This window comes from Streptomyces sp. 4F14 (assembly GCF_048159485.1).
Lineage (GTDB): Bacteria > Actinomycetota > Actinomycetes > Streptomycetales > Streptomycetaceae > Streptomyces.
The window spans coordinates 85,815-106,397 of sequence record NZ_JBLRVY010000030.1 but is presented as its reverse complement, the minus strand read 5'-3'; the positions used below and the strand labels follow the sequence as shown (position 1 = coordinate 106,397).

Here is a 20,583-nt window from a genome sequence, read left to right as displayed (position 1 = left end):
GGTACCCCCGCCTTGCATGACCCCGGAAGCTACACGCTTGTTCGACGTTGCGCTCCCCCTACACGTGAGAAGTGCCCCGGATCGCCGAAAAACGTCCCATCGGCGAAGGGGGAACGATACGGGAACGGCCCCGCCCCCGCAGCAGGCACGGGGACGGGGCCGAGGCCACAGAAAACGCCGGATACGGTCAGGAAGCGGGCCCGTACGCGATCGCGAGCTGTTCGTCCCTGTCGCTGTCGCTCACGTACGTCTGCGACAGGAACAGCCGCCCCTGGGCGAACAGGATCTCCGAGGTGCCGCCCGGCGACATGTCCGTCTCCGCGTCGACGCTCGCCTGGTCGTCCGGGTTCTGGAGCAGGACCGTCTGCTTGAAGGTCGTCCCGTCGATGCTGAGGACCTGGCCACCCTTGTCGTACGAGCCGCCCTTGTAGACGATCAGGTTCTTGCCGTCCATCCGCAGCGGGTAGAGGTCGAAGTCCTCGCCGCCGTCGGCCCGTTGGCCGGTCTGCTTGCCGGTGAGGACGTCGAAGGCGACGATCTGCTTCGTGGCGCCCGAGTTGTCCTCCGTCTGGATGTACAGGCGGTCGCCCCCGGCGATCACGCCCTCGCAGCCGTCGGCCTGGGAGATCTCGCAGTCGGCGCCGTAGTCGTCACCGGGTACGGAGATCCGCGCGCGGAGCTGGCCGGTCGCGCCGTCGATGGAGAACAGGTCGGACAGGCCGCTGCCGTCGCCCGCGCTGTCGCCGACGTCCGCGCCGATGACCAGCGGGTCCGTGGAGACGACGCTCGCGTACTCGATGCCGGTCGCGAGCTTGTACTCGGAGACGACCTTGCCGGTGGCCGGATCGAGGGTCTGGGCGCTGAGGACGGGGTTGTCGTAGTCACCGCACTTGCGGATCGCGACGAGCTTCGGGCCGCCGCCGTAACCCCGGTCGCCGCAGGTGTCGGCGGTCTTCGGCTGCCACAGGAGCTTGCCGGTGGAGATGTCGAAGGCCGCGCCGCCGCTGGTGCCGGCGGCGGCGACCGTGTTCGCGCTGACCGTGACGCTGTCGAAGCTGAGCGCGTAGTCGCCGGCCGTCGCGGTCTTCGTCCACAGCAGTTTGCCGGTGTTCAGGTCGAGGGCGCCGACCTGGTTGCACGGCTGGTACTTGTCCTTCGTCGGGGTGGCCGGTTTGAACAGGATCCCCGTCTTCGTGCCGTCCGCGCTCAGCCAGTGCGCCGCCGCGCAGACCGGGCCGGGGAGCTTGACGGTCCACAGCTTCGTCCCCTTGTCGAGGTCGTAGCCGTTGACTTCGGAGAGGCCCGACTTGGCGTACACCTTGTCGGTGACCCAGGAGCCGTCGGTGTCCGCGCTGTCGCCCTTGGCGACGGCGGGGACCGGCAGCTGGAACAGCAGCTTGCCCTTCGGGTCGGCGGGCGCCTTCTCCGTACCGCCGCCGGTGGCGCCGGTCGGGCTCGCGCTCGCCTTGCCGTCCGACTTCGCCTCGTTCCCGCCGTCGTCCTGGGAGCCCGAGTACCAGACCCCGCCGCCGATGATCAGCGCGATGGCGACCAGCGCGGACGCGACGATGAGGATCTGCGCCTTCAGCCCGTTGTCACCCCGGCTTTCCGCCTGCGGCTGCGCCGGGGCGGTGGGGGGCGAGGGGTACGCCGGTCCCGGCTGGCCCGGGTAGCCGTAGCCGGCGGGGGCGGGGTAGCCGTACGCGGGCTGGGGGGACGCCTGCGGGTAGCCGTAACCGGCGGGCGGGGCGGGTGGGGGGCCAGCGGGGGGCTGGGCCGGCGGCGCCGGGGGGCCCTGGGGAGCACCGAAGGCGGGCGGCTGCGGCGGGGCCGCCGGAGCGCCCTGCGGCCCGCCGAAAGCGGGCGGCTGCGGCGGGGCCGCCGGGGCGCCGAAGGCCGGGGGCTGCGAGGGGGCCGCCGGAGCGCCCTGCGGTTCACCGAAAGCCGGGGGGCTCGGGGGGTAGCCCGGGGGCGGGCCCTGGGGGGCGCCGAAAGCCGGGGGCTGGTTCGGGGGGTTGTCGGGGGCTGGGCCCTGCGGGGGCTGGGTCATGGTGTGGGTACCTCGGGAAGCACTCGGGTGGGGAGGGGACGGGGGAGACGGGCCCGGTTCACGCGCGCCGCCGCTTCAGCCGGGCCGGGCGGCTCGAACCGCCGGACGGCGCGGGCGGGTGGCGTCCCGCCAGGTGGTGCAGGGGATCAAGACGCTGGAATCCGCGGGCCAGGGCTGGTGGCGCCGCCGGATCGGCTGCCCGGCCGGGCCCGCCGGGACGCTTCGTGAGCTGCCGCCGCGACAGCGATCGCCCATGGCCCGGAACCTGAACGCCCGGCGTTCGATCCGCTGCACCACGCCGCAGGACACGACCCGCGGGCACGGGCGCGTGACCGGTCACCGGTGGCCCCGGTGGGCCGGTCCGTGCCGTCGGCTCATGGCCGCCGCTCACTTGCCGTACGCCAGCATCAGCTTCTGGCGGGTGTCGTCTTTGCCGGTGATGCGGGTGGAGGAGAGGTAGAAGCGGCCGTCCAGCCAGGCCATGTCCCTCGATGTGAAGCCGTTCTCGATCTTCGCGGTGCTCGCGGGGAGCTGGCGGAGGGTCGAGGGGGTGTGCGCGGCGCCGGCCGTGGGGATCGCGACGACCCGGCCGGGGGTGTCGTACGAGGGTTCCACGTACGCGACGAGGTTCGCGCCGTCCGTGCGGACGGGGAGCATCGGGCCCTCGCCGGGGGACTTGACGCGCCACTTCTCCTTGCCCGTGGTCAGGTCGACGGCGACGACCTCGTTGGGTCCGCTGCCCGAATCCGTGGGCAGGTAGAGGGTGTTCGCGTCGGCGGCCGTGCCCCCGCAGCCCGTGAGGTCGCGGTGGAAGAGGTCCCAGCCGCAGTCCGTGCCGATCTTCAGGTCGAAGCCGACCTGGGAGCGCACCGAGCCGTCCGCCTTGAACGCGGCGATGTTCATGAGGTTCTTGTCGTCGTTGGTGCTGTAGATGACCAACGGGTCGACGGAGTAGGCCCGTTCGACCTCCCACCCCTTGTCGAGGGGCCGGGTCCACTTCACCGCGCCGGTCGCCGGGTTCAGCTCCTGGATCTCCGTGTGCTCGTTCTTGCCGAGCGCGTCGCAGGAGGAGACGGAGATGAGCCGGTTCACGGACGCCGCGAACGCCGAGGGGAAGCAGGCGTCGCCGTACCGCTCCTTCTCGTACAGCGCCTTGCCGGTGCGGACGTCGTACGCCGCGCCGGACTGGGAGCGCGCGACCATGACCGTGTTGCCGGCGAGCGAGAGGCTGATGCTGGACGCGCTGTCGAAGAGCTTGCCGTCGGGGACCTTGACGGTCCAGCCCTTGGCGCCGGTCCTCAGGTCGATCTGCTGGAGCTGGTTGCACTGGGCGCGGCTGCTGACGCCGCTCATGTACGCGACGACGATCTTGTCGTCGGCGGTCTGCTGGCGGGTGGCCGCGCAGATCTTCTGCGGGAGGGTGACGGCCGGCCACGCGGGCTTGCCGTCGGCTGTCCCGTATCCGACGAGTTCCTTGTACGCCGCCTTGACGGCGATCGAGCCCGTGAACCACATGCCGGGCGCGTCCGCGCCGTCGGCGGGTGTGTCCGGGGCCTCCTTGTACCAGAGGACCTTCGCCTCGCCCGCCTTGCGGGAGGCGTTGAAGTCGGTGGTGTCGGACTTGCCGTCGCCTTCGCCGTCACCGGGGTTGACGGGGGCCGCGGAGGCCGAGGGGGTGGGGGCGGTGCTCTCGTGGGCGACCGGCTTCTTGTCGTCGCCGCCGTCCGCGGTGACCGCGTACACGGTGCCGCCGATGGCGAGGAGCGCGGCGACGGCGCCGCCGATGACGAGTGCGGGCTTGCGCCTGGAGCCGCCGGGCGTGCCGGGGCCGGGGGGCTGCGGGGGCGGAAAGCCGTAGCCCTCAGGGTTGACGTAGCCCTGAGGGGGGTTGCCGTAGGGGGGCTGCTGGGCGGCGTAGGGGCCGGGCTGGGGGTACCCGTACCCCGGTGGGGGCTGGGGCGGCTGCTGGGGAGCGCCGTAGCCCGGCTGCTGCGGGGCCCCGTACCCGGGCTGCTGCGGCGGAGCGCCGTACGGCCCTGGTACCCCGTACCCCCCGCCCTGAGGCGTAGTACCCGGCGGCGGGCCGAACCCGCCCGCGTTGCTGTACCCGTCATTCGGCGGCGGCTGAGCCATCGACGTGTTCCCCCATGCGTTCACTGCTTTCCGGCCATACACCGGAGGTATCAGAAGCCTCTTTCTATCACTGGCCTCCGACGGCAGAACGACCCAAATCCACCCCTGTGTCCAAGGGCGGACCGGGCCGTGATGCCTCCGTTACGCGCCTTCACGGCCTCTTCACCGCGCTTCTCCGTTACTGCGCGTCCTCGGCGAGTTCCAGCCAGCGCATCTCCAGCTCCTCGCGCTCACCGGCCAACGCCCGCAGCTTGGCGTCGAGTTCGGCCACCTTCGCGAAGTCGGTGGCCTGTTCGGCGATCTGGGCGTGCAGCTTGGCCTCGCCCTCGGCGATCTTGTCCAACTGCCGCTCGATCTTCTGGAGTTCCTTCTTCGCGGCCCGCTGGTCGGCGGCGCTCTTCTCGGCGGCGACCGGTTTCTGCGCGACGACGGTGACGGCCCCCGCCGCCGCCTCCTCCATCCGCGCCCGGCGCTCCAGGTACTCGTCGATGCCGCGCGGCAGCATCCGCAGTGTCAGGTCCCCGAGCAGCGCGAAGACCCGGTCGGTCGTCCGCTCGACGAAGAACCGGTCGTGGGAGATGACGACCATCGAGCCGGGCCACCCGTCGAGGAGGTCCTCCAGCTGGGTCAGCGTCTCGATGTCGAGGTCGTTGGTGGGCTCGTCGAGGAAGAGGACGTTGGGCTCGTCCATGAGGAGCCGCAGGAGCTGGAGCCGGCGCCGCTCACCGCCGGAGAGGTCGCCGACCGGCGTCCACTGCTTCTCCTTGTTGAAGCCGAACGTCTCGCAGAGCTGGCCGGCCGTCATCTCGCGGCCCTTGCCGAGGTCGACGCGCTCACGGACCTGCTGGACGGCCTCCAGCACCCGCAGCGTGGGCGGGAGTTCGGTGACGTCCTGGGAGAGGTACGCGAGCTTGACGGTCTTCCCGACGACGACCCGGCCGGCGGCCGGCTGGGCCTCGCCCGTCGTCCGCCACGCGTCCGCGAGCGCCCGCAGCAGCGACGTCTTCCCCGCGCCGTTCACCCCGACCAGGCCGATCCGGTCGCCGGGTCCGAGCTGCCAGGTGATGTGCTTCATCAGCGTCTTGGGGCCCGCCTGGACGGTCACGTCCTCCAGGTCGAACACCGTCTTCCCGAGCCGCGACGACGCGAACTTCATCAGCTCGCTGGAGTCGCGCGGCGGCGGCACGTCCTCGATGAGCGCGTTCGCGGCCTCGATGCGGAAGCGCGGCTTCGACGTACGCGCCGGCGCCCCCCGCCTCAGCCACGCCAGCTCCTTGCGGACCAGGTTCTGCCGCTTGACCTCCTCGGTCGCGGCGATCCGCTCGCGCTCGGCGCGCGCGAACACGTAGTCCGAGTAGCCGCCCTCGTACTCGTGCACCGCGCCGCGCTGGACGTCCCACATCCGCGTGCACACCTGGTCCAGGAACCACCGGTCGTGCGTCACGCACACGAGCGCGGACCGCCGCGTCTGCAAGTGCCGCGCGAGCCACGAGATCCCTTCCACATCGAGGTGGTTGGTCGGCTCGTCCAGCACGATCAGGTCCTGGTCCTCGATGAGCAGCTTCGCCAGCGCGATCCGCCGCCGCTCGCCACCGGACAGCGGGCCGATGACCGTGTCCAGCCCCTGCGGGAACCCCGGCAGGTCCAGCCCCCCGAACAGCCCGGTCAGTACGTCCCTGACCTTCGCGTTCCCGGCCCACTCGTGGTCGGCCATGTCCCGGATGACCTCGTGCCGCACGGTCGCCTCCGGGTCCAGCGAGTCGTGCTGCGTCAGCACGCCCAGCCGCAGCCCCCCGGAGTGCGTCACCCTCCCGGTGTCGGCCTCCTCCACCTTCGCCAGCATCCGGATGAGCGTCGTCTTCCCGTCCCCGTTACGCCCCACGACCCCGATACGGTCCCCCTCGGACACCCCCAGCGAGATCCCGTCCAGAAGCGCACGGGTTCCGTACACCTTGCTGACGTTCTCGACATTGACGAGGTTGACGGCCATGTTTCTCCTGCCCAGGGGGGTAACAGCCTCCCAGGGTAGTGCGCGCGTCCCGGTCACCCCTTCGGGGCCGCCGTCACGCACGCGGCAGCGTCATCCGGCCCGTCATCAGGATCTCGTGGTTGGCGAACAGCGAGCCGAGTGCGTAGCGGCGTCCGATGACCGCGGTCCACGGTGTACGCGGCTGGTCTCCCGACGTCACGATCCGGGCCCGGCAGGCTTGGGTCAGGATCCACCTGGCCTGGTCATGGACGGCGTTACGGCCGCCGAGCCGCTCGGCCAGCTTCCACAGCTCCTCGCCGGTGCTCAGGTCGTCGTGGAGGACGGCGACCACGCCGATGTCGCCGAGGCCCCGGGAGTCGGAGGAGTGGGTGGTGTAGGCGACGGAGAGGTGGTGCAGGGGGAAGAGGGTGATGCGGCTGGTGGCGGTGAGTTCGGTGGGTGGCACGGCGGGGGTCAGCAGCAGGGGCCGTCGCCGCAGCAGGCGGGTGGGTTGCAGTTGGCCGCGGTGTGCCAGAGACGGTCGTCGACGGTGAACCCCGCGGTGCGGAGGCGGGCGGTGACGTCGTTCATGAGGCCGTGCGTACGGGTCTTGCTGTTCGGGCGGTGGTGGAGGAAGTAGCCGAACTGTTCCTGGCACCAGGCGGCGTACCAGTCGGTGTGCAGGACGAGGGTGTGCCAGCCGGGGTCGACCTGCTGCGAGGGGGCCATGTCGGCGCCGGCGCGGGTCGTGCCCATGACGTGGACGAGGGCGAGGGCGAGGGCCTGGTCGACGACCCGCTCCGCGAGGGCCCGTTCAAGGCCGTACTCGTCGGCGCAGAACGCCGCGAGCATCTGGAAGTCGGCGTCGGGGACGAGGGAACGGCCGGTGCGGGAATCGAGCGTGATGGTGGTCATACGGCGCCTCTCACGGTCCGGGCGAAGGCTCTGGGCTTCGGCCATGAGCGGGACGTTAGGCGGCGGGATTGCTTTTCTGCGTGCGGATTGCGCGCGATTGCTTGCTCAGGGAGAGGGGTTGTGCCCGATTGCTCAGGGGAGGGCCAGGGATGCCCTCGCGCGGCCGATGGTGCGGCGTGCCGGGGTCCCGTACTCGGCGGATTCGGCGAGCCAGTCCCATGCGCGCTCGTACAACTCGATGTCCTCGTCGCCCTTGAGCCACAGTTCCTCGCTGATGGTCTCGACGATGACCAGGCGGCGGTCGTAGATCCAGAACCCATGGGGTGCCGTTCGGCGGAGCTGAACTCCGAAGGGAAGAATGCCGAGTTCGACGCGGCGCTGTCCGACGAGGTTGTAGAGCCGGTCGAGTTGCTCGGCCATGACGTCGACGGGACAGACACGGTGGTAGAGGGCGGCTTCGGAGAGGAGGAAGCGGAAGGTTTTCGCCGGGTCGTACAACGACTCCTGGCGCCGCATCCGAGCCTCAACCGCGGCCTCGGTGTCCGGGGTCATACCCCGGAATCCCGCCAAGGCGTCGAACATACAGCGGGCGTACTCCGGTGTCTGGAACAGTCCGGGGACGCAGGCCACTTCGAGGCCACGGATCATCGTCGTCGTCTCGGACTGGCGTACCGCGACTTCCTGACGGCCACGGAGGCCGCCGGCCAACTGACGCCGCCAGGAGCGGTGCCGCTGCTTCGACTCCAACCCGGCCAGCAGCCCTTGGAGTTCGGCGTCCGCGTCCGGTCGGCCACAGGCATGCGCCCAGGCGGTCAGGTCCGCCGGGGACGGCGTCTGCTTGCCGTTCTGCAACCGGGAGACCTTGGAGGGCTGGCACCCGAGCCGGGCGGCCAGCCCCTTGCCGTCGAGACCGGCCTCGGTGCGCAGCTCGCGCAGCCGCACGCCGAGGGATTCTCTGGCGGTCTGGTAATCCGTACTCACATGGCCGAACGTACCTGCCTGGCGAATTCTTCGGTACGGACAGCGTGGTGCCAGGCGGCGTCCCTCGCCCGGCAGGCGACGAGGACTTCGGCCGGGTCCTCGGTGACGTACACACCGAGGGTGGTGTCTTCGTCGTCGATCTCGAAGCGGACGACGACCTTGGAGTCGAAGAGCCAGAAGTCGTACTCGGGGAGCTTCAGTTGCCGGGCCTCGGCGCGGGTGAGGTTGCGGATGTCCTCGCCGGAGGAGACGTTCCCCGGCGCGCTCGCCAGGAGGAACTCCTGTCCCTGAGTGGGCGGTTCATCGACCAGACGGACCCGTTCGAAACGCTTACCTCGGGCCGTCTGAGCACGAACGTTCTCGTGCCAGGGGTTGTCCGTGTCTCCTGCGATGTCCTCACCGGCGAGGAACTGGTTCCACTTGGGGCTCTGGCGGTCGGACGCGTAGCCTCGCTGCGTCTCCAGGCGCCAGGCGGTGTGCTCGAAGTCACTGAACAGGTGGGTGATGGCCTCGAACGGCTGGCGTTCGGGGGCCTCGTGCCGAGGCGCGTACTGGGTCAGCAGTGTGCGCGGGACACGGACGAACGCCTCGGACTCCTTGACGTCCTTGAGCTGCGCCAAGTGCCCGGGGTCGGTCTCCAGATCCCCCTGTACGAGGATCTCGTCCGTGCCCTCGATCTCGTACAGGGTGGGGCAGTTACCGAGTCCGCTGGTCGTCCCGATGAACCTGAGCGTCATGTTGTCCTCCTGTCGAAGCCTGCCGGAGATCAGAATGCGCCCTGGGAGCAAGGCCACGACCGGAGATTGCGGCAGAATGCGCGCCCTACGGAGCACTGACGCAGGATTGCGCGCAATCCCCCCTCACCCCAACAACCCCACAGCCGGCGCCAACCCCCGCTCCCCCACCGGCATGTCATCGCGGATCAGGTGCTCCGGAATGAACACCCCCGCGATCACCCCGCCGCTCTCGGACCCCCGCACCTCCACCTGCAACCCCTGCCGCTCGCGCAGCCGGTTCACCACGAACAGGCCGATCTGTTTGGCGTCCAGCAGGTCGACCTTGTCGGACTGGATCTTGCGGTTGGCGTCGGCGAGGGCGTCCTCGTTCATGCCGAAGCCGCTGTCCTCGATCTCGATGAGGACGCCCTCCCTCAACCGAGCCGCGCGAAGGTGGACGTGGGTGGAGGGCGGGGAGAAGGACGCGGCGTTCTCGACCAGCTCCGCGAGGAGGTGGACGACGTCGGCGACCGAGCCGCCGGCCACGGAGACCCGGGGTACGGCCCAGATCTGGACGCGGTCGGCGCTCTCGATCTCGGCGACGGCCGCGCGCAGGACGTCGGTGAGGGCGATGGGGTCGCGCCAGCCGCGCCCGGGGGCGATGCCGGAGAGGATGAGGAGGCTCTCGGAGTGGCGGCGCATGCGGGTCGCGAGGTAGTCGACGCGGTAGAGGTCGTGCAGGTCGGCGGGGTGCTGCTCGCGGCGTTCGAGGGCGGAGAGCAGGTCCAGCTGGCGGTGCAGGAGGACCTGGCTGCGGCGGGCGAGGCTGACGTACACGCCGGAGATGCCGCTCAACAACTCGGCGCGCTCGGAGGCGGCCTTGAGGGCGGCCCGCTGGACGGCGGTCAACGCCGTGCCGACCTGGGCGAGTTCGTCGCCGACGAGGCGCCGCATGGGGGCCTCGGCATCGATGTCGACGCCCTGTCCGGCGTGCAGGCGCCGCATCGCCAGCGGCAGCTTCCGCCCGGCGACCTCCAGCGCGGAGTTGCGCAGGTCGAGCAGTTCGACGATGAGCCCGCGCCCGACGAGCACGGACACCAGCAGCGACAGCAGGACGCCGACGAGCCCGAGGACCACGGCGACGCCGGACGCGCCGAGCGTGTCCCAGCCGAAGGGGTTCGCCTTGGCGGTGGCGGTGACCCCGGCGTCCGCCTCGGCGCCGGCGAGTCCGCTGAGCACCTGGGACACGGCGGTGTCCCACCCGGTGTCCGACAGGGCGGCGCCGCCGCGCACCTGGTCCTCGACGGTCCGCATCGTGGCGTACCGGTCCCCGTCCAGGATCCGGCGGTACGCGGGCCGGTGCTCGGGCCTGAGGTCGGCGACGGCCGGTTCGAGCAGGGCGCGCTGGTTGGCGACGGCGCCGACGAAGGGCACGTACTCCGCCTTCGTCAGCACGCCGTCCGCGAGGAGCGCCTGTTCCTGGGCGACAGCCTCGCGGCCGCGCGCGAGTTCCAGCAGGACGCGCGCGTCGGAGGCGTCGGCGCTGCGTACGGCGTCGGAGAGGGCGCCGGTGACGGCGAAACCGTGCCGGACGAGCGCGCTGTAGCCGTCGAACGTGGGACGCGTACGCAGTGCGGTGAGCGCCTTCGTGTCGGCCTTGAGCGCGGTGAGCCGGGCGGGCAGCGAGGCGTTGAGGAGCCCGGCGTCGGAGCCGGCCGAGTTGACGCCGTCGAGGACCCGGGCGGCGGCCTTGTCGGTGACGGCCTGCGTCTTCCGGTAGCCGGCGGGGTCCCCGCGCAGCGCGGCCGTCCGCTCGCCCTGCACTGCGGTGACGAACTCCCCGACGGGGGCGAGGAGTTCGGCGTTGACGTCCTTGCCGCGTTCGGCGTCGCCGATGCTGGAGGCGGTCGTCACGGCGGCGAAGCCCCACAGGGCCATCAGGGAGACGACGGGCAGCATGAGCAGGGCGACGATCTTCGCGCGGACCGATCTGGGCCGCAGCCGGTCGGTCGCTCGGGGCATACGCATGGAGACCTCTCAGGTCAAGGTAAAAGGGGTGCGGCGCCGACCCCCGATACGGCACCGCACCCGGTCCATAAGGCTCAGGCGGTCGTCAGCTCGACTTCGCGGAGCAGTTCGGCGGCCACTGCGGAATCGTTTCGGCCCGCGCCGGTCGGCGAGAGCGCGACGTACGCGGAGGCCAGGAACAGGAACGATCCCAGCACCACGGCCAGCGGGAAGATGAACTGCGTCGCCGTGACTCCGGCGAGCGGCGCGCTGCTCGGCGCGAGCGAGATGCTGACCGCGAACATCGCCGTGTAGTGCATGGAACTCACCGCGAGGCCCATCACGAGCGCGGCGAGAGCCGCCAGCACCGGGCCCCGCACGACCAGCGTCAGCGTGAGCGCGGCGGTCGCGGCGACGACGGCGATCACGACGGACGCGATGACCAGCGCCGGGTCGTAGCCGACCTCGCCGTGCAGGTTGAGCGCGGCCATGCCGGTGTAGTGCATCGCGGCGACGCCCAGGCCCGTGCCGAGGCCCCCGAAGGCGACCGAGGTGACGCGGGAGCGGCCGTATCCGGCGGTGAAGACGCCCGCCGCGACCACGCCGACGGACATCAGCAGGCTCAGGACGGTCAGCGGGACGTCGTAGCGGATCGGGGTGCCGTCGACCGCGAAGCCCAGCATCGCGACGAAGTGCATGGTCCAGATGCCCGAGCCGATCGCGACGGACGCGAGGACGAGCCAGTTGCGCTTCGACGCGCCTTCGGACTCCAGCGCGCGGACCGTGCAGCGCAGTCCGAGCGCCGAGCCGACGCAGGCCATCACATACGACAGGACGGGGGTGACCCATCCCGCGCTGAAGTGGTCCATGTGCCCCATCGGGACTTCCTCTCGGCCGGGTGCGCCGATCTTGCCATCCTGTTACCGCCGGTCAGAGTGGCGCGAAATGGACCATGAACCCCCATTGCCGAACATGCTGGAACATTAAATTACTGTGGCGTAGATAACATTCCCGGAGATGTTCACGCTGGTCAGCGCCTTACGCGCGGGATCTCCCCGAGCCCTTCACATCCCCTTGGCTAACAGGTCAGTTCAAGCCACGACGGTCGCGCCGGGCGCCGGTCCGAGAGCCGTCCGCACGCTGCGGCACGTCCCCGACGCCGCGAGCCGCTCCGCGATGCGGTGCGCCGTCGCCTCGTCCCGCGCGAGGTACGCCGTCGTCGGGCCCGACCCCGAGACCAGCGCCGCGAGCGCCCCCGCCGCGCGCCCCGCGTCCAGCGTCGCGCTCAGCTCCGGGAACAGGGAGAGCGCGGCGGGCTGGAGGTCGTTCGACACGGAGGCGGCGAGCGCGTCGGGGTCGCCCTTGGCGAGGGCGTCCAGCAGGGGTTTCGACGCGACCGGTTCGGGTACGTCGACGTCCGCCGTCAGCCGGTCGAACTCCTTGTACACCGCCGGGGTCGACAGCCCCCGTACCGCCGTCGCGAACACCCAGTGGAAATCGCCGCCCACCTCCAGCGGGGTGAGCCGCTCCCCCCGCCCGACGCCGAGCGCCGCGCCCCCCACCAGGCTGAAGGGCACGTCACTCCCCAACTCCGCGCAGATCTCCAGCAGTTCGGCGCGCGACGCCCCGGTCCCCCACAACGCGTCACACGCGACCAGCGCACCCGCACCGTCCGCACTCCCCCCGGCCATCCCGCCGGCCACCGGGATGTCCTTCGCGATGTGGATGTGTACGTCGGGACCGCGCCCGTACCTCTCGCCCAGCGCGATCGCCGCTCGGGCGGCCAGGTTCGTCCGGTCCAGGGGGACCTGGCCGGCGTCCGGGCCCTCGCAGGTGATCCGGAGTTCGGCGGCGGGGGTGACGGTGACCTCGTCGTACAGGCCGACGGCGAGGAAGACGTTCGCGAGGTCGTGGAAGCCGTCGGGGCGGGGGGCGGCCACGGCGAGCTGGACGTTCACCTTGGCGGGGACACGGACGGTGACACTCACGAGGGCTCCTCGGTGACCTTGTTCTCCGCGATCCTCGCGAACTCCTCCACCGTCAGCGACTCCCCCCGCGCCTGCGGGGACACCCCCGCCGCGACGATCGCCGTCTCCGCCGCCGCCGCCGACCCCGCCCACCCGGCGAGCGCCGCGCGCAGCGTCTTGCGGCGCTGGGCGAACGCCGCGTCCACCACCGCGAAGACCTCCCGCCGGGACGCCGTGGTCCTGATCGGGTCGGTGCGGCGGACGAGGGACACCAGTCCGCTGTCCACGTTCGGCGCCGGCCAGAAGACGTTGCGGCCGATCGCGCCGGCCCGCTTGACCTCCGCGTACCAGTTGGCCTTCACGGAGGGGACGCCGTACACCTTCGAACCCGGCGCGGCGGCGAGCCGGTCCGCGACCTCCGACTGGACCATCACGAGGGTCCGTTCGATGCTCGGGAAGGTCTCCAGCATGTGCAGCAGGACCGGTACGGCGACGTTGTACGGCAGGTTCGCGACCAGCGCGGTCGGGGCGGGGCCCGGCAGTTCGGTCACCTTCATCGCGTCCGAGTGCACCAGCGCGAACCGCTCCGCGCGGGCCGGCATCCGTGCGGTGATCGTCGCGGGCAGGGCGCTCGCGAGCGTGTCGTCGATCTCCACGGCCGTCACCCGGTCGGCGGCCTCCAGCAGCGCGAGCGTCAGCGACCCGAGCCCTGGTCCGACCTCCACGACCACATCGTCCGCCCGGACATCTGCGGTCCGGACGATCCGGCGGACGGTGTTCGCGTCGATGACGAAGTTCTGGCCACGCTGCTTGGTGGGCCGCACACCGAGAACGGCGGCGAGCTCACGGACGTCGGCGGGTCCGAGAAGGGCATCGGGGGTGGGGCTGGTCACGGGACAAGGTTACGGGGGTGGTGGGGCGGGTGGTCACCCGTGCAGCCGTGCCCCGCAGTGCGGCCAGGGGCTCGCCCCCCGGCGTACGTACAACTTCTTCGCCCGGTAGGTCTGTTCGGACGCCGGGGCGTCCTGGGGGCGGCCGGTGCCGCCGAGGCTCTGCCAGGTGCGGGTGTCGAACTGGTAGAGGCCGCCGTAGGTGCCGGAGGGGTCGACGGCGGTCGGGCGGCCGCCGGACTCGCACGCGGCGAGCCCTCCCCAGTTCAGGCCGTCCGCGCCCGCCACGGACGTGGGCAGCGGCTTGCTGCCCACGCGGACGAGCTGGTCGAGGGGGTCCCGGACGACCTCCACGCGTACCCGCTTCGGCTTCTGCCGAACCCCGTTCACGCTCCTCAGCGCGTACGTCACCCGCCGCAGCCCCGGCACGCCCGCCCGCTCCACCACCTCCGTCCCCTTGAAAAGCGAGGGGTCCTCGGTGCGCCGTACCTCGAACTCCACCGGCTCCTCGCGGACCTCCCGCGTCCCGGTGATCCGCAGCACGGTGATCGTCTGCCCGTCGCGGGGGAAGCTCCCCGGCGGCACGGACGTCGTGTCCTGCCCGGCCAGGGTGATCCCGGCGGCCTCGACGGCCTCGCGGACGGTCCCGGCGTTCGTCCGGATCGTGCGGGCCCGGCCGTCGGCCAGCACGGTCACGGACCGCTCCGTACGGACGTCCAGCGCGAGCCCGGCGCGGCCGATCCGCTGCGAGCGGGACGTGGAGACGTACGCGCCCTCGGCCCTGACGCCGAGCTGTCTGAGCGCGCCGGCGACGGTCCGGGCGGTCGTCCACACCTCGCGGCGGGTGCCGTCGAGGGTGAGGCGTACGGGGCGGCCGTAGTGGACCGTGACCTCGTCGCCGCTGTCGAGTTCCTCGCCGGGCGCGGGGACGACGAGGTCGTGCTCGCCGATGCGCACCCCCTCCTCCGCCAGCAACTCGGTCACGTCGTCGGCGAACGTGTGCAGCGTCCGGGGCGCCCCGTCGACCGTCAGCTCGACGGCCTTGTCCTTCGCGACGAACGCGCTGGTGCCGCCGGCGAGGAACGCGACGACCAGGGCCTGCGGGAGCAGCCTCCGCATCCCCGACTCGGCGGCCCGCCTGCGCCGCGCGGCCCGCCGCCGGGCACCGCCCTGGCGGGGGACCACCGGCTGCCGGGCTTCCGTCTTCGGCGCTTCCGGCTGCGGCACCTGCGAAAAAGGCCGTTCGCCCGGAAAATCCCCCTCCATGACAGGCGGCTCGTACTGCGGTGCGTACGTGGACTGCGGACTGCTCACGCCGACACGCTCCAAGGGGCGGGGGTCAATCGGGCCCACAGAACCTAGCGGGTACTACGTGACTCTCCAAAGCGACTCGGCTACTCAGGGTGCCGTTCGAATGAGGGGGTGGGCTCCGGAGCGTGCCGGGAGCGAAGATCTTCCGGAGTTCAGCCTTCGCCGAGCAGACGGTCCGCCTCGTGAGCGGCGAGGTCCAGCGCGCGGCGGAGCTCCTGCGGACGGCGTCCGCCGGCGCTCGCGAGAGGGCCATGGCCTCCGGAGCCGCCGCCGACCGCTCGGGCCGCGTCGGTGAGGACGCTGCTGGCCTGGACGCCCTGTTGGTGGAGGTCGGGTGAGATCGCGGCGGCGAGGAGGGCCTTGCCGTCGTGTTCGGCGCCGAGGACCACGACGGCCGGGGTGCGGCCGAGCCGGGTGAGGGTCCCGGCGGCGAGGAGACGCAGTTCGTCCGGGGTGACACCGGTGACTTCCTGGACGGTCAGCTGCCCGTGGCCGGTGCGCCTGGCCTGTCCGGCGAGGTGTCCGGTCCGCCGCTTCAGCTCCTCACCCCTGAGCCGGGACACCTCGTCCTGCGTGGTGGCGAGGGCTTCCAGCCGCTTGCGCAGGGCGCCGGGTGTGTCGGCGGGACGGGTGCCGAGCAGGGCGGCGAGTTCGCCGAGCAGACGGCGTTCGGTGTCCAGGTGGCGGAGTGTGCCGTGGCCGGTGAGCGCTTCGACGCGGCGCAGGTTGGAGCCGATCGAGGACTCGGAGAGCAGGCGGAAGGCACCGATCTGGGAGCCGTGCGTGACGTGGGTGCCGCCGCAGAGTTCGCGGGAGAAGTCGCCGATGTCGACGATACGGACCCGGTCGCCGTACTTCTCGCCGAACAGGGCGATCGCACCGGCGGCTTCGGCCTCGGCGCGGTCGGCGTGCCAGGCCCGTACGGAGGGGTCGTCGAGGACATGGCCGTTGACGACGCTCTCGATGGTGGTGAGCTGGTCCGGGGTGACAGCGGCGAAGTGGGCGAAGTCGAAGCGGAGCCGGTCGGGTTCGACGAGGGAGCCCTGCTGGCGGGCATGGTCGCCGAGGGTGGCCATGACGACGGCGTGCAGGATGTGCGTGGCGGAGTGGGAGCGCATCAGACCGGCCCGGCGTCCGGCGTCCACGGCGGCTTCGCCGACAGCGCCCGTGCGGAGTTCGCCGTGCAGGACACGGGCGCTGTGGACGCGGAAGCCCTCCAGGCCGTAGCGGGTGCCGGTGATCTGTACGGCAGTGCCGTCGGCCAGCGTCAGGGTGCCGGTGTCGCCGATCTGGCCGCCGGCCTCGGCGTAGAACGGGGAGCGGTCGAGGACCAGCTCGACGTCCGTACCTCTGGGGATCAGGCCGGTGACGGTGACCTCGGCGGTCAGGTGCTCGTACCCGACGAACTCGGTGCGCGGAAGGCGGGCGGCCAGTTCCCGGTAGGTGTCCGTACGGCGCAGGGCCTCAGCGGTTCTGGCCCTGCCGCCGGTCTTCGCGCGGCTGCGCTGCTCGTCCAGGAGTACGGCGAAGCGGTCCTCGTCGACGGTGAGTCCGGCGTCCCGGGCGGCCTCGACGGTCAGTTCCACGGGGAAGCCGTAGGTGTCGGCCAGCTCGAAGGCCGTCTCACCCGGCAGCGCGGCCGAACCGCTGCTCCTGGTACGGGTGATGGCGGCGTCCAGAAGTCGGCTGCCCTGGGTGAGGGTGCGGGTGAAGGACTCCTCCTCGGCGGTGACGACCTGCTCGATCAGCGTGGCCCGGTCCGCGAGTTCGGGCCAGACGTCGGCGAGGTTACCGATCACGGAGGCCGTGACGGCGGGCAGGACGGGGCCGTCGATGCCGAGCAGCCGGGCGTGGTGGATCGCACGGCGCATCAGGCGGCGCAGGACGTAGCCGCGGCCGTCCTTGGCGGGCAGGACGCCGTCGGCGACGAGGAAGGCGATGGAGCGGGCGTGCTCGGTGACGACCTGGAAGGACACCTTCGCCTCTCCCTCGCCGGGAGCCTCGCGGCCGGCGAGTTCCTGGACGGTGCGGAAGGTCGGCAGCAGCAGGTCGGTGGTGCAGACGTTCCGCGCGTCCTGAAGGATCGCGGCGAGCCGGTCCAGACCGAGGCCGGTGTCGACCCCCGTGCGGTCGAGTTCGCCGAGGACGGGGAAGCCTCCCTTCTTGTCTCCCTCACCTCGCCGGTACTGCATGAAGACCAGGTTCCAGATCTCGACGTAGCGCTCACCGTCGACGGCGGGTCCGCCTTCCTCGCCGAAGGCGGGACCCCGGTCGTAGTTGATCTCCGAACTGGGACCGCAGGGGCCGGGGACCCCCATGGACCAGTAGTTGTCCTCCATGCCGAGCCGCTGGATGCGGGAGGCGGGGACCCCGATGCGGCGCCAGAGGCGCTCGGCCTCGTCGTCGTCCTCGAAGACCGTGATCCAGAGCTTCTCCTTCTCCAACTGGTAGCCCTCGGTGAGGAGTTCCCAGGCGAACGCGATCGCGTCCTCCTTGAAGTAGTCGCCGAAGGAGAAGTTCCCCATCATCTCGAAGAACGTCGCGTGCCGGTTGGTCCGGCCGACGTTGTCGATGTCCGACGTGCGGGCGCACTTCTGGATGCTGGTGGCGCGAGGGAAGTCGGGGACCGTCTCCCCCAGGAAGTACGGCTTGAACTGGTTCATCCCGGCGTTGGTGAGCAGCAGGGTCGGGTCGTCCGGGACGAGCGGACCGGACGGCACCCGGTGGTGGCCGCGAGAGGTGAAGAAGTCGGTGAACAGGCTGCGGATCTGCGTCGAGCGCATGGCGGCATGACCTCACGGAAGGAGTCACGGAAGGTGGTCGAGGGGTGCACACGCCGAGCCGGGCCGAGAACAGGGACTGAGAGGGTTCTCAGTTCTCCAGCTCGACGCAGGTAGCTCGCGCCCCCATGGGCCGCACCTTTTCTCCAGATCCGTTGATCCACCGGTTGTGCGGCAGATGTGTACGTCCGCCGCGTCGCCGACTTTAGTGGGTACGGCGGCAAGATCGCTCAGCGTTTACGTGTGAGCGTGAAATCCAGCAGGCCAGGGCCGATCCCGGCCGCGTCGTTCAGGACGCTGACGGCTCCCGCCGCTTTCAGAACCGCCGGTCCGGCGTACCCCCAGCCCGCGCCGAGCGGGGTGACGCGCGCCGCGCGTGCGGCAGCGATGTCTCCGGCGGTGTCACCGAGGAACACGGATTCCCCGGGGTCGGCGCCGAGCCTGCCGAGCGCGAGCAGAAGTCCGTCCGGAGCGGGCTTGGGTTCGGCGTCCTCCCGGCCGACGGTCACGTCCAGCAGCTCCAGTACGGTCGGCGGCAACAGCCAGGGCAGCCGCGTACGGCTCTGGAGGGTGACCAGCCCCGTCGCGATCCCGGCGTCCTTGACCGCCTTCACCCCCTCCAGCACCCCTGGGAACAGGGTGACCCCAGCGGCGGTGGCCAGGGCCGGGTCCCACCAGATCTCGCAGAGGCGGTCCGGTTCGGCGACCCCGAGTCCGGCCAGCACCTCGACCCGAGGGGTCGTGAGCGCGTCCGGCGGAAGGTCGCCGACGGTGACACGGCGTCCGAGAGCGGCGGTCGCGACACCGGCGAGGGTGGCGAGCACCGCGCTCCGGCTGTCCAGCAGCACGCCGTCCAGATCGAACAGCACCGCCCTCGTCACGGGACTGAGGTCAGGTCGGCCTCGGTCAGCAAGGGGTGCAGGCGGACACCGTGTCCGTGGAGGAACGGCCTCCCACCCAGCGGCCTCTCCAGGACACAGAGCGCGTCGGAGACCGGAGCACCGGCGATCCGCAGCATCCGGGTCATCTCCAGCAGTTGACCGCCGGAGCGGACCACGTCGTCGACCAGGACGACCCGGCGTCCCCCGACGCCGGCGCCTTCGATCTGCCGCCGGGAGCCGTACGTCTTGGACCGGCGGCGCAGGAACGCGGACGGCAGCCCGGTGGCTGCCGACAGGGCGACGACCAGCGGGACGCCTCCCAGTTCGATGCCGGCCAGCACTTCGGCATCCTCGGGGACGAGCGTGGCCATCGCCTCGGCGACGTCGTACAGCAGCTCGGGGTCGGCGGCGAGCCGGTACTCGTCGAAGTACGAGTCGAGCACCTGCCCGTCGGGCAGCGTGAACTCGTCCGTGACACAGGCCGTGGCGGCAACGCGGGCTCTCAGGGTGGTCAGGGTCATGTGCCTGCTCCTTTCCGGACGATCAGGTCATGGAGCTGAGCGGCGAAGGCCGTCGCCGAAGCGATCGGGCTGAGGAAACCCAGTGGCCGGGTGGGTGTCTCGAACAGCCACTTCTCCCGTTTGAGGAAGGCCAGCAGTCCAAGCGCGGTAGGGCCGGTGATCCAGACGGGGACGGGGCGGACGGTCCCCGCGTAGTACAGGGCGGCGGTCAGCTCGTGCAGGGTGCCGACCCCGCCTCCCATCGCGACCACCAGGTCCGCTGTGTCCAGGTAGTGGTTGAGGCGGGTGCCGAGGTCGGGCAGGTGGACCTCGGCCGTGACATACGGGTTGAACGCACCCCATTCGGCGTGCTTGTCGGCCAGCGTCACCGCGACGGCAGGGCCGCCCTCGGCTGCGGCCCCACGGGCAACGGCCTCCATCAGGCCGTTGTAGCCGCCATGCAACAGCGTGAACCCGGCCCTGGCCAGGGCCTCGCCGATGTCCTCCGCGAGCCGCTCCTCGTCCGGCGAAGCGGGGACGACCCCGCCGAAGAACACCGCCGTCATCCGTCGTGTCACACCAACTCCAGATAGGCGCGGTAGGCGGTGACAGCGTCCGCGAGGCCGTCCAGGGCGTTCGGGCAGGCCCGCGCGGTGAGTGCGAGCACCCGGTCCAGGGCAGCGGTGACGTCGTCGGTGCCGGGGACAGCCGGAGAGGTGATCGCCGCGTCCAGGTCGGCCAGGCAGGTCCGCCCGATCGGGGTACGCGCGAGTTCCTCCCGGAGCCGGTACCAGCCCCAGAACGCCGACTCCGGGACGAGCGCGGTCTTGATCAGGTCCTTCGTCGCGGTGTGCAGCATGTGCCACTCGGCGTAGGCGACGAACCGCTGACCGCGCCGGATGCGCTTGTGGAGCAGCACGGCCAGCACGAGGTGTTCGATCAGCAGCTCGGCGCACGTGCGGGGACGGGTGGTGAACTCCGCGACGTGAGCCCGCGCCTGCTCGGTGTGAGCGGCGGTGATCCCGGCCGACGGCCGTTCCAGCAACGTCTTGCCACCCACTTTCCGGCCCAGCTCGGCGATCCGGGAGGCGGGCGCGAGGTAGAGGTCGACCTGCTGAAGTCGGCCCTCGTACTGGACGAGGAAGACGAACCCGACACCTCCCAGGTCCGCGACGATGGTGTCGCGCCAGCCCGGCAGCAGAGCGCCACCCTCGACCGTCATCAGGTCGTCGAGAGCCGAGGTGAAGGCGGACAGGTCACGGTCGTGGACCCCGACGACGAAGTCGACGTCGGAGAGGCGGTCGGCGGTGCCGGAAGCGAGCGAACCCCGGACCAGCAGGTGGGTCACCGCCGGGGAGGCGGACAGCACCTCGGCGATGCGGGTCAGCAACGGCAGTTGGGCGGGCCGGTTGGCCTCGGCGAGTTCGGTCAGGCGCAGTTCGGCCGGAGCCGGGGACACAGCGGCGGGCATGGGCTGTCCTTC

Annotated in this window: 17 protein-coding genes; all 17 read right to left on the bottom strand. The window is 71.3% G+C overall.

Annotated elements, in window-relative coordinates; all coding sequences use genetic code 11:
- Positions 1-187: 187 nt before the first annotated feature.
- Positions 188-2,050 (bottom strand): PQQ-binding-like beta-propeller repeat protein, encoded by a 1,863-nt coding sequence (locus ACLZOT_RS39055; protein WP_416973918.1) that lies wholly within the window; start codon positions 2,048-2,050, stop codon positions 188-190.
- Positions 2,051-2,437: 387 nt separating this feature from the next.
- Positions 2,438-4,183: a PQQ-binding-like beta-propeller repeat protein gene (locus ACLZOT_RS39050; protein ID WP_416973917.1), complete on the bottom strand. Its 1,746-nt coding sequence runs from the start codon at positions 4,181-4,183 to the stop codon at positions 2,438-2,440.
- A gap of 178 nt (positions 4,184-4,361) precedes the next feature.
- Entirely contained in the window at positions 4,362-6,173 is a 1,812-nt protein-coding gene (locus ACLZOT_RS39045) for an ABC-F family ATP-binding cassette domain-containing protein (RefSeq protein ID WP_416973916.1), read from the bottom strand.
- Between the two features lie 73 nt (positions 6,174-6,246).
- Complete coding sequence (locus ACLZOT_RS39040) at positions 6,247-6,618, bottom strand: hypothetical protein (RefSeq protein ID WP_416973915.1); 372 nt, start codon at positions 6,616-6,618, stop codon at positions 6,247-6,249.
- A gap of 8 nt (positions 6,619-6,626) precedes the next feature.
- Positions 6,627-7,067: a hypothetical protein gene (locus ACLZOT_RS39035; protein ID WP_416973914.1), complete on the bottom strand. Its 441-nt coding sequence runs from the start codon at positions 7,065-7,067 to the stop codon at positions 6,627-6,629.
- Positions 7,068-7,199: 132 nt separating this feature from the next.
- Positions 7,200-8,048 (bottom strand): helix-turn-helix domain-containing protein, encoded by an 849-nt coding sequence (locus ACLZOT_RS39030; RefSeq protein WP_416973913.1) that lies wholly within the window; start codon positions 8,046-8,048, stop codon positions 7,200-7,202.
- The gene (locus tag ACLZOT_RS39025; protein ID WP_416973912.1) at positions 8,045-8,785 is read right to left on the bottom strand and encodes a DUF6879 family protein; all 741 of its coding nucleotides are present in this window, start codon (positions 8,783-8,785) and stop codon (positions 8,045-8,047) included. Before ACLZOT_RS39025 ends, ACLZOT_RS39030 begins: the two co-directional genes overlap by 4 nt.
- Positions 8,786-8,908: 123 nt before the next feature.
- Positions 8,909-10,792: a nitrate- and nitrite sensing domain-containing protein gene (locus ACLZOT_RS39020; RefSeq protein ID WP_416973911.1), complete on the bottom strand. Its 1,884-nt coding sequence runs from the start codon at positions 10,790-10,792 to the stop codon at positions 8,909-8,911.
- Positions 10,793-10,866: 74 nt separating this feature from the next.
- Positions 10,867-11,649, bottom strand: coding sequence for an MHYT domain-containing protein (locus ACLZOT_RS39015; RefSeq protein ID WP_416973910.1), 783 nt, complete (start codon positions 11,647-11,649; stop codon positions 10,867-10,869).
- A 213-nt stretch (positions 11,650-11,862) separates the two neighbouring features.
- Entirely contained in the window at positions 11,863-12,759 is an 897-nt protein-coding gene (locus tag ACLZOT_RS39010) for a 4-(cytidine 5'-diphospho)-2-C-methyl-D-erythritol kinase (RefSeq protein ID WP_416973909.1), read from the bottom strand.
- Positions 12,756-13,631 (bottom strand): 16S rRNA (adenine(1518)-N(6)/adenine(1519)-N(6))-dimethyltransferase RsmA, encoded by an 876-nt coding sequence (gene rsmA, locus ACLZOT_RS39005; protein ID WP_416973908.1) that lies wholly within the window; start codon positions 13,629-13,631, stop codon positions 12,756-12,758. Before rsmA ends, ACLZOT_RS39010 begins: the two co-directional genes overlap by 4 nt.
- 33 nt (positions 13,632-13,664) lie before the next feature.
- Positions 13,665-14,894, bottom strand: a complete 1,230-nt coding sequence (locus ACLZOT_RS39000) for a ubiquitin-like domain-containing protein (RefSeq protein WP_416973959.1) — start codon at positions 14,892-14,894, stop codon at positions 13,665-13,667.
- A gap of 197 nt (positions 14,895-15,091) precedes the next feature.
- Complete coding sequence (alaS, locus tag ACLZOT_RS38995) at positions 15,092-17,722, bottom strand: alanine--tRNA ligase (RefSeq protein ID WP_416973907.1); 2,631 nt, start codon at positions 17,720-17,722, stop codon at positions 15,092-15,094.
- 227 nt (positions 17,723-17,949) lie between these two features.
- Complete coding sequence (locus ACLZOT_RS38990; RefSeq protein ID WP_416973906.1) at positions 17,950-18,600, bottom strand: HAD family hydrolase; 651 nt, start codon at positions 18,598-18,600, stop codon at positions 17,950-17,952.
- On the bottom strand, positions 18,597-19,121 hold the full coding sequence (locus ACLZOT_RS38985; protein WP_416973905.1) for an orotate phosphoribosyltransferase: 525 nt from the start codon (positions 19,119-19,121) through the stop codon (positions 18,597-18,599). The genes ACLZOT_RS38990 and ACLZOT_RS38985 overlap by 4 nt, the downstream gene beginning before the upstream one ends.
- The gene (locus ACLZOT_RS38980) at positions 19,118-19,678 is read right to left on the bottom strand and encodes an LOG family protein (RefSeq protein WP_416973904.1); all 561 of its coding nucleotides are present in this window, start codon (positions 19,676-19,678) and stop codon (positions 19,118-19,120) included. The genes ACLZOT_RS38985 and ACLZOT_RS38980 overlap by 4 nt, the downstream gene beginning before the upstream one ends.
- Complete coding sequence (locus ACLZOT_RS38975; RefSeq protein WP_416973903.1) at positions 19,675-20,571, bottom strand: hypothetical protein; 897 nt, start codon at positions 20,569-20,571, stop codon at positions 19,675-19,677. The genes ACLZOT_RS38980 and ACLZOT_RS38975 overlap by 4 nt, the downstream gene beginning before the upstream one ends.
- Between the last annotated feature and the right edge of the window lie 12 nt (positions 20,572-20,583).

Bases quoted from the DNA above. Each gene is read 5' to 3' on its own strand.
- ACLZOT_RS39035 (WP_416973914.1), bottom strand. From the start codon at position 7,067: ATGACCACCATCACGCTCGATTCCCGCACCGGCCGTTCCCTCGTCCCC.
- ACLZOT_RS39015 (WP_416973910.1), bottom strand. From the start codon at position 11,649: ATGGGGCACATGGACCACTTCAGCGCGGGATGGGTCACCCCCGTCCTG.
- alaS (WP_416973907.1), bottom strand. From the start codon at position 17,722: ATGCGCTCGACGCAGATCCGCAGCCTGTTCACCGACTTCTTCACCTCT.
- ACLZOT_RS39055 (WP_416973918.1), bottom strand. From the start codon at position 2,050: ATGACCCAGCCCCCGCAGGGCCCAGCCCCCGACAACCCCCCGAACCAG.
- ACLZOT_RS39025 (WP_416973912.1), bottom strand. From the start codon at position 8,785: ATGACGCTCAGGTTCATCGGGACGACCAGCGGACTCGGTAACTGCCCC.
- ACLZOT_RS38975 (WP_416973903.1), bottom strand. From the start codon at position 20,571: ATGCCCGCCGCTGTGTCCCCGGCTCCGGCCGAACTGCGCCTGACCGAA.
- ACLZOT_RS39000 (WP_416973959.1), bottom strand. From the start codon at position 14,894: ATGGAGGGGGATTTTCCGGGCGAACGGCCTTTTTCGCAGGTGCCGCAG.
- ACLZOT_RS38985 (WP_416973905.1), bottom strand. From the start codon at position 19,121: ATGACCCTGACCACCCTGAGAGCCCGCGTTGCCGCCACGGCCTGTGTC.
- ACLZOT_RS39020 (WP_416973911.1), bottom strand. From the start codon at position 10,792: ATGCGTATGCCCCGAGCGACCGACCGGCTGCGGCCCAGATCGGTCCGC.
- ACLZOT_RS39050 (WP_416973917.1), bottom strand. From the start codon at position 4,183: ATGGCTCAGCCGCCGCCGAATGACGGGTACAGCAACGCGGGCGGGTTC.
- ACLZOT_RS39045 (WP_416973916.1), bottom strand. From the start codon at position 6,173: ATGGCCGTCAACCTCGTCAATGTCGAGAACGTCAGCAAGGTGTACGGA.